The organism is Paeniglutamicibacter sp. NPDC012692 (genome assembly GCF_042901625.1).
GTDB lineage: Bacteria > Actinomycetota > Actinomycetes > Actinomycetales > Micrococcaceae > Paeniglutamicibacter.
In genome coordinates this window covers 133,184-146,161 of sequence record NZ_JBIBDE010000004.1, presented here as the reverse complement: position 1 = coordinate 146,161, position 12,978 = coordinate 133,184, and the positions used below count along the sequence as shown (strand labels likewise).

The 12,978-nt window shown below is 66.3% G+C and carries 12 protein-coding genes; 4 read left to right on the top strand and 8 right to left on the bottom strand.

The genetic code is table 11. The features are described 5' to 3' along the window. Positions 1 to 12: 12 nt before the first annotated feature. Positions 13 to 1,539, bottom strand: coding sequence for an ABC transporter substrate-binding protein (locus tag ACFY5D_RS15075; RefSeq protein ID WP_387531426.1), 1,527 nt, complete (start codon positions 1,537 to 1,539; stop codon positions 13 to 15). A gap of 197 nt (positions 1,540 to 1,736) precedes the next feature. Here ACFY5D_RS15075 and ACFY5D_RS15070 point away from each other — a divergent pair, with 197 nt between their 5' ends. Both ACFY5D_RS15070 and ACFY5D_RS15065 read left to right on the top strand, forming a co-directional pair. Continuing rightward, positions 1,737 to 2,144 (top strand): hypothetical protein, encoded by a 408-nt coding sequence (locus ACFY5D_RS15070; protein ID WP_387531423.1) that lies wholly within the window; start codon positions 1,737 to 1,739, stop codon positions 2,142 to 2,144. Beyond that, positions 2,141 to 2,665, top strand: coding sequence for a DinB family protein (locus ACFY5D_RS15065; protein WP_387531420.1), 525 nt, complete (start codon positions 2,141 to 2,143; stop codon positions 2,663 to 2,665). Before ACFY5D_RS15070 ends, ACFY5D_RS15065 begins: the two co-directional genes overlap by 4 nt. A 47-nt stretch (positions 2,666 to 2,712) precedes the next feature. Here ACFY5D_RS15065 and ACFY5D_RS15060 read toward each other — a convergent pair whose 3' ends face one another. The 4 genes from ACFY5D_RS15060 to hpaH all read right to left on the bottom strand — a co-directional run bounded on the left by ACFY5D_RS15060 (position 2,713) and on the right by hpaH (position 6,652). Next, a complete protein-coding gene (locus tag ACFY5D_RS15060) occupies positions 2,713 to 4,041 on the bottom strand; it encodes a DUF6350 family protein (RefSeq protein ID WP_387531417.1) in 1,329 nt (442 codons plus the stop codon). Positions 4,042 to 4,125: 84 nt separating this feature from the next. Next, complete coding sequence (locus tag ACFY5D_RS15055) at positions 4,126 to 4,872, bottom strand: TSUP family transporter (protein WP_387531414.1); 747 nt, start codon at positions 4,870 to 4,872, stop codon at positions 4,126 to 4,128. A 194-nt stretch (positions 4,873 to 5,066) separates the two neighbouring features. Continuing rightward, complete coding sequence (locus ACFY5D_RS15050) at positions 5,067 to 5,882, bottom strand: aldolase/citrate lyase family protein (protein ID WP_387531411.1); 816 nt, start codon at positions 5,880 to 5,882, stop codon at positions 5,067 to 5,069. Next, complete coding sequence (gene hpaH / locus ACFY5D_RS15045; RefSeq protein ID WP_387531409.1) at positions 5,867 to 6,652, bottom strand: 2-oxo-hept-4-ene-1,7-dioate hydratase; 786 nt, start codon at positions 6,650 to 6,652, stop codon at positions 5,867 to 5,869. The genes ACFY5D_RS15050 and hpaH overlap by 16 nt, the downstream gene beginning before the upstream one ends. 207 nt (positions 6,653 to 6,859) lie before the next feature. Between hpaH and ACFY5D_RS15040 the strand changes: the two genes are divergently transcribed. Then, positions 6,860 to 7,300 (top strand): hypothetical protein, encoded by a 441-nt coding sequence (locus ACFY5D_RS15040; RefSeq protein ID WP_387531406.1) that lies wholly within the window; start codon positions 6,860 to 6,862, stop codon positions 7,298 to 7,300. A 95-nt stretch (positions 7,301 to 7,395) separates the two neighbouring features. On the opposite strand, the gene ACFY5D_RS15035 is transcribed toward ACFY5D_RS15040, so the two are convergent. The 3 genes from ACFY5D_RS15035 to ACFY5D_RS15025 all read right to left on the bottom strand — a co-directional run bounded on the left by ACFY5D_RS15035 (position 7,396) and on the right by ACFY5D_RS15025 (position 10,920). Continuing rightward, positions 7,396 to 8,127, bottom strand: a complete 732-nt coding sequence (locus tag ACFY5D_RS15035) for a copper homeostasis protein CutC (RefSeq protein WP_387531404.1) — start codon at positions 8,125 to 8,127, stop codon at positions 7,396 to 7,398. A 3-nt stretch (positions 8,128 to 8,130) separates the two neighbouring features. Continuing rightward, positions 8,131 to 9,669 (bottom strand): M81 family metallopeptidase, encoded by a 1,539-nt coding sequence (locus tag ACFY5D_RS15030; RefSeq protein ID WP_387531401.1) that lies wholly within the window; start codon positions 9,667 to 9,669, stop codon positions 8,131 to 8,133. 90 nt (positions 9,670 to 9,759) lie between these two features. After that, positions 9,760 to 10,920 carry an ROK family protein gene (locus ACFY5D_RS15025; RefSeq protein WP_387531399.1) on the bottom strand — a complete coding sequence of 387 codons (1,161 nt, stop codon included), beginning with the start codon at positions 10,918 to 10,920 and terminating at the stop codon, positions 9,760 to 9,762. A 215-nt stretch (positions 10,921 to 11,135) separates the two neighbouring features. On the opposite strand from ACFY5D_RS15025, the gene ACFY5D_RS15020 reads away from it, so the two are divergent. Continuing rightward, positions 11,136 to 12,977: a peptide ABC transporter substrate-binding protein gene (locus tag ACFY5D_RS15020; protein ID WP_387531396.1), complete on the top strand. Its 1,842-nt coding sequence runs from the start codon at positions 11,136 to 11,138 to the stop codon at positions 12,975 to 12,977. Position 12,978: the final 1 nt, after the last annotated feature.

The window sequence follows — 12,978 nt, the reverse complement described above, 5'->3', positions numbered from 1 at the left end:
GTGGCAGGTCCCTCAGGACCAGGCGATGGTGGACAGCGTGAGCGCCTCGGTGACCGAGTTGGCCCCGATGCCGCTCAGCCCGGACTTGGCCACGGAGATGTTGGGGAAGATGAACAGGGTGTCGGAGGCGGCGTCCTCGACGATGGTGCGGACCACGTTCTTCATGCCCGCCACGTAGTTGGCCTCGTCGGACTCGTCGGCGAGGGCGGCCTCGTCCTTGATCTTCGAGTTGTCGTAACCGATGTAGTAGTTCGGGTTGTCGAACATGGTCAGCACGTCGCGCGCCTCCACGGCCAGCACCACGGACATTTGGTAGTCGTGGCGGTTGAAGACCTTGTCCAGCCAGACCGCCGGGAATTCGGCGCTCTGGATCTTCACGTTGATGCCCACGTCCTTGAGCTGCGAGAAGACGACCTCGGCCACCGCGTTGGCGTAGGGGCGGGTCGGGACGGTGAAGGTGACGTCGAGGTTTTCCGCGCCGGCTTCCTTGAGCAGTGCCCTGGCCTTGGCCGGGTCGTGCGGGTAGAGGTCGTTGAGGTCCTCGTAGTACGGGTCGGTCGGCGGGACCGGGCCTCCCACGAGGGTCCCGAGGCCGTTCCACGCGGTGTCACGTACTTCCTGGCGGTCGATCGCGTACATGACGGCCTGGCGCACCCGCTTGTCGTCGAACGGGGCGACCTTGTTGTTCATGGAGAGCATGATCTCGCCGTTGGAAGTGCCCTCGATGACCTGGAACCCGGGCTTGGACTGGAAGCCGGCGAGCAGTTCCGGGGCCTGCATGTTGTAGACCAGGTCGACGTCCCCGCTGGTCAGTGCGTTGGTGGTGGCGATGGCGTCGGCGAAGTAGCGAAGCGTCACGTTCTTGATGCCGGGCATGATGCCCCAGTAGTCGTCGCGGCCGGCGAGCTTGATGGATTCGCCGCGCGCCCAGGATTCCAGCGCGTACGGGCCGGTGCCGACCGGCTGGTTTGCCAGGTCGTCCACTCCGGAGGGGTCGAACATGGCGCCGACCAGGGTGGTCATGGAGTACAGCCAGGCCTGGGAAGGGCGCTTGAGATTGACGGTGACGGTTTCCGGGGAAACCACCTGCACGTTGTCCACCACGTCCATCTTGGACTTGAGCCCGTTGAGCCAGGCGTCTGACTTGACGCGTTCGATGGAGAACTTCACGTCCCCGGCGTCGAAGTCGGCTCCGTTGGAGAACTTCACGCCCTTCTGGAGCGTGAAGGTGTAGGACTTGTTGTCCCCGCTGGTTTCCCAGCTCGTGGCCAGCAACGGCTTGATGGCGCCGGTCTGGTCGACCGTCACCAGGCCCTCGTAGACGTTTGACATCATGGCCTGCGGGATTGCGGCGCCGGCGGTGGTGGTGAAGTCGAGGTTCACGGGTTCCCCGGTGAGTGCCACGGTGAGCTTGGTCTTGTCCGTGGTGGAGCCCGGTGTCCCGGTGGATCCCGCCGTGCAACCGGTCAGGGCCAGTATCGCGCTCACCAGGAGTGCACCAAGCACCCCGGCGCGACGGCTTGTGGTCGAACGTTGCATGGAAGAGTTTCCTTCACTTGTATTTCTTTGTCCCGCACGGGGCTGCTTCCCCCGGCGGAATCGGGAAACCAGGGTGCGTCTCCGCGGCCCCGACTGGCGTATCGATCCAACACCACAACAGACCATTATCGTATGGCCGGGAGGCAAGTGCTGCCACATCCATCGAAGGAGTCCGGATTCGGGGCTAGTCTGGATCCATGGCCGTCAGACCGCTTTCACCGGGTGCAGATCCCGCACGCCCCTTGTTCGCTTGGGTGCGGGCGACGATCCTGGTCATGGCCGTCGCCTACGCCGCTTCCTTCGTGCCCCTGCCGTGGCGGCTCATCGGCCTGCCCTTCGCCGTCGCAGGGCTTGTCGTCGGCTTCATCACCTGCCTCAAGGCCTTCGGGAACCCCGGCGCCGGTTTCCTCCGGCTGGCGGCCCCGATCGCGACCCTGGCCTGCGGCCTGGTGGCCGCGACACTGGGCGCCCAGGCCCTGTTCTACCAGCAGAGCCTCGAGTACCAGCAGTGCATGGAGAATGCGCTGACCCTGGGCTCGCAGCAGCAATGCCTCACCAACCTGCAGAACGAACTGCTACCTGTTCCCCCAAGGAAGGCGCCATGAGCGATCAGCCAACCCCCGATTCCAAGGACTGGACCTGGGTCCTGGATTCCGTGTGCGACGAATGCGGGCAGGACGTGCGCGGCCTGGAGCCGCACCTGATTGCCGGGCTGGTGCGCGATTCCGTTCCGCGCTTCGCCGCCGCCCTGCGCAGGCCCGGTGCCGGCACCCGGCCGTCCCCGCAGGCGTGGAGCCCTCTGGAATACTGCGCCCACGTCGGCGACATGTACGAGGTGATGGACCGGCGCCTGGAACTCATCCTCGGGCAGGACGAACCGACGTTCGCCAACTGGGACCAGGACGAGGCAGCGGTCCGCCACGACTACGCGGCGCAGTCCCCGAGACTCGTTGTCGAACGTCTGCGGGCCACGGCGGAGTCGTTCGCCGTCACGTTGGACACGATGCGCGGTGCGCAGCATGAACGCAAGGGGTTCCGCTCCAACGGGTCGGTTTTCACCGCAGCCACGCTGGCCCGGTATGCCTGGCACGACGCGGCGCACCACCTGCACGACATCGGGGCGTAGCGGCCGGTCGCATCGGCTGGTCCCGGAGGCTTCCCCGGACGGGGGCGCTAGACGCCGAGGACCGGATCATGCTCCAGCAATGGCGAGACCAGGTATCCGATGGCCGTGCCGATCGCCACCTCGGCCGCCAGGAACAATGCCGTCAGCAGGATGTTCGGTCCGATCTCAGTGAACCGGCCGATGCCCACCGACCCGCTGGCCAGCCAGCTTCCGGCCAGCGACAGGATCCCGGCGGTGGCCCCGACGACGATGCCCAGGACAACCGTGGACAGCCCCAGGGACACCCACCGCGAGCGGACCTTGAGCGAAATCCAGTCGTCGAAGTGGTTCTCCCCCACGCGCAGGAAGTACCATCCGGCCATGAACCCGGCGAACACCGGGAGCAGCATGAAGGCCCAGGCGTAGGTCAGGTCCCCGGAGGGAAGTGCCGCCAGGAGCGGGACCGCGGGCAGCGGTCCCACGGTGGTTTCCAGCGGTGAAATCGTGCTGCCGACGCCGAAGGTGAACCCGCCGCCGGTGATCCAGGCCAGGGTCCACAGCACCAGGTTGGGCATGACCCCGAGCTGGCCCAGCGTCAGCACCGCGGAGCCGATGGGACCGGGCCGCAGCTGCTGGTAGACGTTCGAGATGTCGACCCAGTGCATGCCGATGTTGATGGTCAGCAGCAGCGCGGCCAGCCCGAAGGTCATCATGTAGGCGAGGGTTCCGCCGCACACGACGGCCCACAGGTAGGAGCCGGCCCAGCGCGAGTGTTGGGAGGTCTTGGAGATCCACGCCGCGGCGTCGAAGCCGATGAGACGGCCCCAGGAACCGGCCTCGCGGCGGGCGCCGATGATGACGCCTGCGCCCGCGGAAATCAACGGGATGGTGGAGGCCATCAACAGCGTGGTCTGTGCCTCGTCGTTGTTGACCAGGAAGCCGGTGAAGAGCCCGCAGAGCAGGTAGACGCCCAGTGCGCCGAGGATGCCCTGCCACAGCTGGTCGGTGTAGGAGGCCCGGGCGATGCGCCGTCCCGCGCGCCAGCACAGGAAGAACGGGATCAGCGTGAGCCCCAGCGGGACGGCATTGAGCACCCCGGAGAGGTTGGAGGGGTCCGCGCCCGTTCCCACCTGCAGCAAATGCAGGGGGACGCCGTGGATGAGCAGCCACATCTGTCCGCTCATCTTCAGCACCGATTCGATGCTGCGGTCGGCGAAACCGCCACTGAACCAGACGGCCATCCACGGGATGACCACCAAGAACGCGGAGAAGAGGGCCGCCTGCAGGAGCTCGAAGGCACCCTGGAGGAACAACGGCATGGGCCAACCGGTATTCAGCCGCTCGCGCGCCGCGTTCAACGCCGCTGCGGCCGGCGGCTTTTTCTTCTTCTCACTCATTGATTCAATCGTGCCACCGATGCTCCCGTGCACGGTTCACCGACGCGCACCAAGCCCGGCACGTTGCCGGTCCCCGCGCCCGGATCAGAGCGCACGCAGCCCGCTCACCAGGGCGGTCACCGCTCCGACGAAGGCGCAGCACAGGACGAAGAACCGGGCGTGCTTGTCGCTGACCACCCGTTGGACCCGTTCCCCAATGAGCACCCCGCCCCAGATGAAGACCGCGACGCCGATCCAGGCCCAGGCCGGAAGCAGGGGCAGCTGGTCCGGCACGGTCAGGAACTTCATGCCGATGGTTGCCAGGCCCGTCACCACGAAGAAGGGTTGCAGGGTTGCCGCGAAGGGACGCTGCGGCCACCGGGCCAGCACCGCATAGGCGCTGACGGCGGGCCCGCCGACTCCGGCCAGCGAGTTGGTCAGTCCCGAAAGGAATCCGGCACCGCCCTTGGGGATCTGGCCCGACACCGTGACATCCGCGCGGACCAGGATCAGCGAAAGCAGCAGCGCCAGGAGCACCGTGGCGCCGACAATGATCGACAACGGCGCCTGCGGCAGCGTACCGCCGAGCATGGCCCCGGCCACCGAGCCGAACACGCTGAAGCCGGTGAGCCAGCGGAACATCGACCAGTCGATGTCTTTCCAGACGCGCGGGACGATGATGGCCGAGGACACCACGCCGCAAATGTTGACGAGGAAGACGCCCTGGTGGGCACCGAGCGTCAGCACCAGGAACGGCGAGACCAGCATCGCGAATCCCAGTCCCGCAACGCGCTGGGCAATGGCGCCGATGACAACCATGCCAAGCACCAGAAAAATAACGGAGAGTTCCATTCAAGCGAGCCTAATCTGTTTTGTCCGGCCCCCGCGGGTCCGGTGAGGCACAACACACCATGCGGTCCCCGGATTTGAACCGCGGACCCGGCCGGTCCTGCGAAGCGGTCCCCCACAGCGAACGGGAACAAAAAGAAGGCCGGTGGGCCATCGGGAATTCGATGGCCCACCGGCCCCGGCTCCGGCTCCGGGTCCTAGTAGCTGGCCGGGGTTCCGGCCTTGGCGGCTTCCGCGGAGACGAACTTCGCGGCAAGCGCCTCGGAGCCGCGGGCCAGCAGTGCCACGTCGGCGCCGACCCCCACGAAGTCAGCACCGAGTTCGATGTAGCGCTTGGCCGTGCCCTCGGCAAAGGCGTTGACGCCCACGAACTTTCCGGCGGCCTTGCCCGCGGCAATCGACTTTTCCACGGCGGCAACAACCTCGGGGTGGTCCTGCTGCCCGATGACCCCCATGGAGGCGGCCAGGTCCGAGGGGCCGATGAAGATGCCGTCGACACCCTGCGTGCCCACGATCTCCTCCACGTTGGCCACGGCCTGCGCGGATTCGATCTGCACGATCAGCGTCAGGGATTCGGAGGCGCGGTTCAGGTAGTCCGGGATGCGGTTCCAGCGTGCCGAGCGGGCCAGCGCCGAGCCGACACCGCGCACGCCCATCGGCGGGTAGTGGCAGGCCTGGACGGCGGCGAGCGCTTCCGCGGCGGTGTTCACCATGGGCACGATCAGCGACTGGACACCCAGGTCGAGGTACTGCTTGATGACGACGGTGTCGTTCACCGGAGGCCGGACCACCGGCACCACCGGGTAGCCGCGCACCGCCTGCAGCTGCGCCAGGATGGACTCGAGCCCGTTGGGCGAGTGCTCGGCGTCGATGAAGATCCAGTCGAAGCCTGCCCCGGCGCAGATTTCCGCGACCAGCGGGGAACCGGAGCACACCCAGATTCCGGCCAGCGAACGGTCGGCTGCGGCAAGGGCGTCCTTGAAGGACGGGTCGGGATCTATGCGAAATGACATGTCACGGTTCCCATGCGTCCGTAGTCGGCGAAGACGGTGTCGCCCTTGTCGACCCACATGGGGCGGGTGAAGGAGCCTGCCAGGATGAGCTCCCCGGCGTTGAGCTTGTCGCCGTGGGCGGCGATCTTGTTGGCCAGCCAGTAGACGCCGGCGGCCGGGTGGTTCAGGACGCCGGCGGCGACGCCGGTTTCCTCGACGACCTGGTTCTTGAAGAGGATGCCGGAGACCCAGCGCAGGTCGATGTCCGACGGCTTCATCGGGTTGCCGCCGATGACCATTGCGCCCATGGCCGCGTTGTCGGAGATGGTGTCGACGATGGTGCGGCCCTCCATCTCGATGCGGGAGTCGAGGATTTCCAGGGCCGGGATGACGTACTCGGTGGCGTTGAGCACGTCGAAGATGTTGGCGTTGGGACCTTCGATGTCCTTGTTGAGCTTGAAGGCCAGTTCCATCTCCACGCGCGGGTGGGTGTACTTGTCCCATTCGAAGGTGCAGCCCGAGTCCAGGACCATGTCATCGAAGATGATGCCGTAGTCGGGTTCGGTGATGCCCGTGGCCATCTGCATGGCGCGGGAGGTCAGCCCGATCTTGCGTCCCGCAAGCTTGCGGCCGTTGGCCTCGGAGCGCAGGCGCCACAGGTTCTGGACCTTGTAGGAGTCCTCCACGGTCATTTCGGGGAATCGCGCGGTCAGGCGTTTGACCGGAACGCGGTCTTGACCCGCTTGTACGAGTTCATCGGCAATCTGGGTGATGGTCTCATCATTGAGCATGCTGGTCTGGGCCCTTCCGGAGATGGAGATTTGTTGCTGGGCCCTCATCGGTAATCCGGGCCACACTTGAACATGGTAGCCAATGGGTAGCGCAACTCACATTCCGCACAGCTACATGTCAATGAACGGTTCACACCCGGTTCATCTTCAGCTTCTAGCGTGGATCCCATGATCTGGAAACGACACAGCACGCCCGGCACACAACACATGAGACCATTTCACGTTCCGGACACCACCGCGCAGGACCTGGCCGCCGCGCAGGAACTGTACGGGTTGCTGACCGGCTATCGCATCGAGGCCGCCGCGGATCTTTTCATTGCGGCGTTTTCCACCGGGGGCCCGGAACAGGTCCGCATCGAGGAACTTGCCATGCTGCTGCTGCGACAGGTCGGCGCCGAACCGAAGGCTGCGCACCGAACGTTCTCGCTGTGCCTGGAACCCAACGGAACCGCGGCCCGCGTGGCTCTGGAAATCCTGTGGCTCTGGGAACGGGCTGGCATCGCCAAGGTGTACCCCACCGAGGCAAACCTCATCTTCCCGCTGTTGCGGGGCAACCGGGCCCTTTCCAGTCCCTATCCCCTCACCGCGCTCTGCGAAGCCCTCGCGGCCCACGACCTGCCGGTGCCGGATGTCCTGACCAGCCACTGACGCCGCTCCGAAACACCGCATGACGGCCGCGGGTACAGACGGCACTGCGGGCGCCCCCACATGCTGGGAACGCCCGCAGGTGAAACGGATCGGTGCTACCTGGCCTGGGCCAGCGCGCTTGCCGCGGCCGCAACAAGCTCCGGGCTTGTTACGTCGAATGCCGATTCCCCGCCGCCGGGGCCGGAGGCCCCCCACACGGCTTGGGTGCGTGCCGAAAGGTGGACTCCGTCCAAACCGGCCAGGGCCGGGATGTCATCGATCTTCACGCCGCCGCCGGCCTGGATCTGCGGGTTTCCCTGAGCCACGGCGCGCAGCTGGTGCAGCACCTCGGCACCCGCGCCCGACGCCGGGGCGCCGCCCGAGGTCAGGATCCGGTGTGCGCCCAGGGTCCGAAGCTGGCCGATGAGGTCGGCGACCGGCAACCCGTTTTCCAGCAGCACGTCCACGCAGCGGTGGACGGTGACCTCGATGTCCGGGTTGACCACGTGCGCCGCGTCGATCAGCGCGGAGAGCACCGGCAGGTCCAGTGCGGCATCGCCCTCGGCCAGGGCGCCGATCACGATCCCTGCGACGCCAGCGCGCGCGGCGTGGGCGATGTCGGCAACCATCAGTTCGACCTCGGCCGGTGTGTAGGTGTACCCGCCGCCTCGCGGGCGGATCAGCACGTGGACGCCGATTCCCACGGCGACCGCCTGTTCGATGGTTGCCAGGGATGGGGTCAGGCCGCCGGTGACCAGGGCGGCGCACAACTCGATGCGGTCCGCCCCGTTCTCCAGGGCGATCCGTGCGCCGGCCGCGTCCTGGACGGCAATCTCAAGTTTTGCCATGGTTCAGGCTCCCGCGGGAACTGCCGGGAACAGGGTCGCAGTGAGGTCCGGCGCGTCCATGTCGGTGTCGAACGGGAACATCGGGCGTTCGATGTTCTGGTGCCCCAGGCGGATCAGGTCCTGGTCCACGCCGCCGGGGGTGAGCATCAGCATCCAGTCCTCGGCCAGCTCGAAGAGCTCGGGTTCCAGGTAGCCGATCTTCACCACGACGATGTCCGCGTCGGTGACCGTGAGGCCGGCCGCGGCAAAGTCGGAGATCTGGTGGTACGGCTTGCGGCGTTCGGTGATGATGGCCTCGATCGAGCCGACCTTGACCACCGCGACGCGGCCGGAGGTCACGTCCCCCTCGGTCAGCTGCAGCACGGTGCCGTTGAGCACGGCCGGGCCCGAATGCACGTGGTCGACCAGTGCGCCGGCGGAAACCTCGATCTCCGAGCCCAGTCCCGCGGCGAAGCAGGCCGCGACGGCGTCCTTGTCGAAGACCGAGGCGACCACGGTGCGCGGGCCGCCCTCGGCGAAGCGCGGGTCGTTGATGAGCTGGGTCAGCGTCCAGGTGACATCTCCCGAGCCGCCGGCGGTCGGGTTGTCGCCCGAGTCGGAGAGCACGTAGGGGCGCTTGGCCTCCGGCGCCAGGGCCGCGGCCAGACAGGTGTCCAGGTCGGCGGCCGGTGCGACGAACTCGAAGTCCGCGCGGGCGTCCCAGTAGCTGGTGGCCAGCTCGGTGGCCTTGGCGGAGGCGAGCTCGGCGTCGTCGCCCGTGACGACTACGGTGGCGTAGCAGCGCGGCTCGTCTGCCCAGGCGTAGCCGACCCAGATGGAGGCGTCGACGATGCCCTCCGAGGCCTCGATCGGCAGGATCGCCTCGTAGATGCCCTTGGCAGGCTCCAGACGGGTGGAGGTCTTTTCGCCCGGCAGCAGCACCGGGATGCGCACGAACGCCTTCGCCGGGGCGCCGGTTCCGTCGACCAGCCGGGTGATCAGGTTGGCCATGGCGCGGGTCTTGGTTTCCTGCTCGTCCTCGTGCGGGGCCATGCGGTAGCAGGTGATCAGGTCGCAGTTTTCGACCAGGTCGGCGGAGACGTTGCCGTGCAGGTCCATGGTGGCGGAGATCAGCGTGCGCGGGGCACCTGCCTTGGCGCTCACCTCGTCCAGGGCCGCGCGCACCGCGCGGGCCAGATCCGCCTCGGCGTCCTGGCGTCCCACCACGGTCATGGCGCCGTGGATGTCCAGGAAGAAGCCGTCGAACGGCCCCTGCGCGTGGATCATCTCGATCAGCTCGATCTTCAGGGTCTCGTAGACCACCGGCTCGACCATGCCGCCGGGCAGCGAGCGGGCGTGCACCAGCGGCACCCAGGTCGCGCCATCGGCGACGGACGCGTCGTGGTTCTCGTGTTCCGGGTCCAGCACCGTGTAGCGCGAGAGCAGCACGTCGTCCTTGGTGAAGTTGAAGGCCTCGAAGCCCGAGCGGTGCGGGGAGAAGTTGGACGCTTCGATGGACATGCCGCCGGTGCCGATGCGGGGACGGGTTGCTGCTGCGCTCATGAAATTGGGGCTCCTTGTGCAAACGAGGTGTACATATTTCGGGGTGTTGAAACCAAGGGGTGGGCGGAGGCCCACCGGCGCCGGGGTCGTTCAGGCGCCGGCTGACTCGGAGAACCTGGCCGGAAGTGTCGGCTGGTTCAACAGGTGGATGATGGCAAGTTCCGCGGCGCCGACGAGTCCGGCCTCGCTTCCCGCGTGCGCCGCCTCGACGCGCAATCCGGAGGTGGCCAGCGGAAGGCAGCGTTCGTAGAGCTGGGAACGGACGGCCGCCACGTAGACGCTGGCGCCCGACAGCGCGCCGGCGAGGTAGACGTCGCCCGGGTTGAAGAAGTTCACCACGGTGCTAAGCGCCAGGCCGAGCTGGCGGCCGGCCTCGCGCACCACGCCGTTGGCGGTCGGGTCGCCGTCGCGGACCATGTCCAGGACCTCGAAGATGTCGCTGGTTTCGATGCCGGCCTTGGCCAGGTCGCGCACGATGGCTGCACCGGAGGCGATGGTTTCCAGGCATCCGCGGTTTCCGCAGGAACACATGCGGTCGGCAGCGGCCTCCACCTTGGTGTGGGTGATGTCGCCGGAGGCGTAGGTGGAGCCCCGGTACAGCTGGCCGCCGACCATGATGCCGGTGCCCACGCCGGTGCCGGCCAGCACCGTGATGGAGTTTGCGGCCGCGTCCGGACGCGAGAGGTACTCCCCCAGCGCCGCGAGGTTTGCGTCGTTGTCGGTGATCGCCGGGACTCCGAGCGCGGCTTCGAGCAGCGCGCCGACGTCCTGGTTGTGCCAGCCCGGCATGCGCGAGGGTGCCACCACGACGCGGCGCACGGCATCCACGGGGCCGGGCAGGCAGATGCCGACCGACAGCAGGTCGCCGCCGTCGGCCTCCAGCATGGAGCGAATTCCTGCGGCCAGCAGCTCAACCGTCGCTTCGGGGCCCTGAGCCACGTCGATGGATATCGACCGGGTAGACAGGATGGCGCGGGAAAGATCGGAGAGCCCCAGGTGGGCGTGCTTGGCGCCCATGGAGATCACGGCCACGCGGCCGGTTTGGTAGGAAATCGAGAGCAGTTTCCCGGGCCGCCCGCCGCGGGAGGGCGCGGAGCCGCCCTCCTGGACGAGGCCGGCCTCCATCAGGTCGTTGATCTTGGCCGAGATGGTGGAGGGGGCCAGGCCCATTTCCTTGGCCAGAGACGAGCGGGTGACCGGTTCGACGGCAATTCTGCGCAGTACGTCGACTGCAAGGTCTCCGGTGCTCATGGGCAACTTCTTTCGATTCGCATAACTTCTGACTTTGGCGTCTCAGCAGGAGTTTTTCGCCTATTCGGTTCGAATCGTTATCTTTCCGAGATGCGCACAGCCCTACTTGTGCTCTATATTACACATAGTTCATCCATTTATGATCATACTTTGTTCGATGACGAACTAACTTTTATATGGCTCCACCCCACTTCTAGATCAGGAGAGATCGATCAATGTCTAACGATCGCAAACGCTTGAAGGTTGGTCTTGCCGCAGGCATCACCGCTTTCGCATTGCTGCTCACCGGCTGCGCCGGTGGCGGTGCTGGTGACAAGCCCGGCGCTTCCGGAAGCGCCGCCACGGTGGCGGCGGGCGTGGACACCACCACGGTCAACTACGCTCTGCCCCCGAATTCAACTCCCAACTGGATTCTTCCCATCGGCGTGGCCGGCAAGATGGCGACCCACAACTCCTCCATCGCCCAGGCACTCTGGTCCCCCATGATGACCTTCGACGGTTCCAAGGGCGAGATGAAGCTGGATCTGGAAACCGGCATTGCCGACAAGATGGACTACGCCGCGGACGGCAAGTCGGTCACCTTCCATATGCGCGACATGCACTGGTCCGACGGCACAGCCATCACCACCCGCGACGTCGAGTTCTGGTTCAACCTCATCAAGGCGAACAAGGAAGCATGGGGTGGCTACAAGGAAGGCCGTCTTCCGGACAACATCACCGACATCGACTACACCGATGACAAGTCCTTCACCCTGACCTTCGACAAGGTCTACAACCAGGACTGGATGTCCTCCACGCAGCTGACCTCGATCCGGCCGCTGCCGCACCACGCCTGGGCAAAGACCAGCGACGAGGGCAAGATCGGCGACGAGGACCGCACCGCCGAGGGCGCCAAGGAAATCTTCGCCTACCTGAACAAGTCCTCCGAGGACATGGCGTCCTACGCCACCAACCCGCTGTGGAAGACCGTCTCCGGTCCGTTCACCCTCGGCGCCTTCGACAACGCCGGCAAGACCACGCTGACCAAGAACGAGAAGTACGACGGCCAGGACGCCGCCCAGGTCACCACCGTGAACCTGCTTCCGTTCACCTCGGCCGACGCCGAGGTCAACCTGCTGCGCTCCAAGGGCATCGACTACGGCTACATCCCGACCTCGCTGATGGACCAGAAGAACCAGTTCGAGTCCAACGGCTACCAGGTCGATCCGTGGGAGGGCTGGGCCGTCACCTACATGCCCTACAACTTCAACAACCCGAAGCTGGGCAACACCTTCAAGCAGCTCTACGTCCGCCAGGCGCTGCAGTCCGCGATCGACCAGCCCACCATCTCCAAGGTGATCTGGAAGGGCGGGGCAAACCCGGTCTTCGGCCCGGTCCCGCAGGACATCCCGTCCCCGTACCTCTCCGAGGCACAGAAGAACAACCCGTACCCGTTCGACATCGAGAAGGCCAAGAAGCTCTTCGCCGACCACGGATGGAAGCCGGGAGCCGATGGCGTCCTGGTGTGCGAGGAAGCCGGCACCGCCGACAACCAGTGTGGCGAAGGCGTCGACAAGGGCACCAAGATGGACCTGACCATGATGGTCCAGTCCGGCTCGGACGAGGCCGACAAGCAGTTCGCCGCCATGCAGTCCTCCTTCCGCGACATCGGCGTGGCCGTCGCGTTCGACCGCGCCCCGCTGAACACCGTGCTGAACAACACCGCCCCGTGCAAGGCCGACTCGGCCGACTGCAAGTGGGAGTTCTCCTACTTCGGCGCCGCGGGCTCCTGGTACTTCCCGGCCTACCCGACCGGCGAACGCATCTTCGGCACCGACGCCTCGGTGAACTTCGGCAACTACTCGAACGCCGATGCCGACAAGCTCATGAACGATGCGTTGACCAGCAACGACCCGGCCACCATGCAGAAGTACTCGGCGCTGCTCGCCGAGCAGCTGCCGGTGATGTGGCTGCCGAACCCGGTCTACCAGGTCTCGGTCATCCGCGACGGCATGACCGGCACCACGCAGGACCCGACCGCCAACTTCTTCCCGCAGCGTTGGGGTTGGAACAAGTAAT

Bases quoted from the DNA above. Each gene is read 5' to 3' on its own strand.
- ACFY5D_RS15050 (WP_387531411.1), bottom strand. From the start codon at position 5,882: ATGTCATTTCGCATAGATCCCGACCCGTCCTTCAAGGACGCCCTTGCC.
- ACFY5D_RS15035 (WP_387531404.1), bottom strand. From the start codon at position 8,127: ATGGCAAAACTTGAGATTGCCGTCCAGGACGCGGCCGGCGCACGGATC.
- ACFY5D_RS15040 (WP_387531406.1), top strand. From the start codon at position 6,860: ATGAGACCATTTCACGTTCCGGACACCACCGCGCAGGACCTGGCCGCC.
- ACFY5D_RS15070 (WP_387531423.1), top strand. From the start codon at position 1,737: ATGGCCGTCAGACCGCTTTCACCGGGTGCAGATCCCGCACGCCCCTTG.
- ACFY5D_RS15025 (WP_387531399.1), bottom strand. From the start codon at position 10,920: ATGAGCACCGGAGACCTTGCAGTCGACGTACTGCGCAGAATTGCCGTC.
- ACFY5D_RS15060 (WP_387531417.1), bottom strand. From the start codon at position 4,041: ATGAGTGAGAAGAAGAAAAAGCCGCCGGCCGCAGCGGCGTTGAACGCG.
- ACFY5D_RS15030 (WP_387531401.1), bottom strand. From the start codon at position 9,669: ATGAGCGCAGCAGCAACCCGTCCCCGCATCGGCACCGGCGGCATGTCC.
- ACFY5D_RS15065 (WP_387531420.1), top strand. From the start codon at position 2,141: ATGAGCGATCAGCCAACCCCCGATTCCAAGGACTGGACCTGGGTCCTG.
- hpaH (WP_387531409.1), bottom strand. From the start codon at position 6,652: ATGCTCAATGATGAGACCATCACCCAGATTGCCGATGAACTCGTACAA.
- ACFY5D_RS15020 (WP_387531396.1), top strand. From the start codon at position 11,136: ATGTCTAACGATCGCAAACGCTTGAAGGTTGGTCTTGCCGCAGGCATC.
- ACFY5D_RS15055 (WP_387531414.1), bottom strand. From the start codon at position 4,872: ATGGAACTCTCCGTTATTTTTCTGGTGCTTGGCATGGTTGTCATCGGC.
- ACFY5D_RS15075 (WP_387531426.1), bottom strand. From the start codon at position 1,539: ATGCAACGTTCGACCACAAGCCGTCGCGCCGGGGTGCTTGGTGCACTC.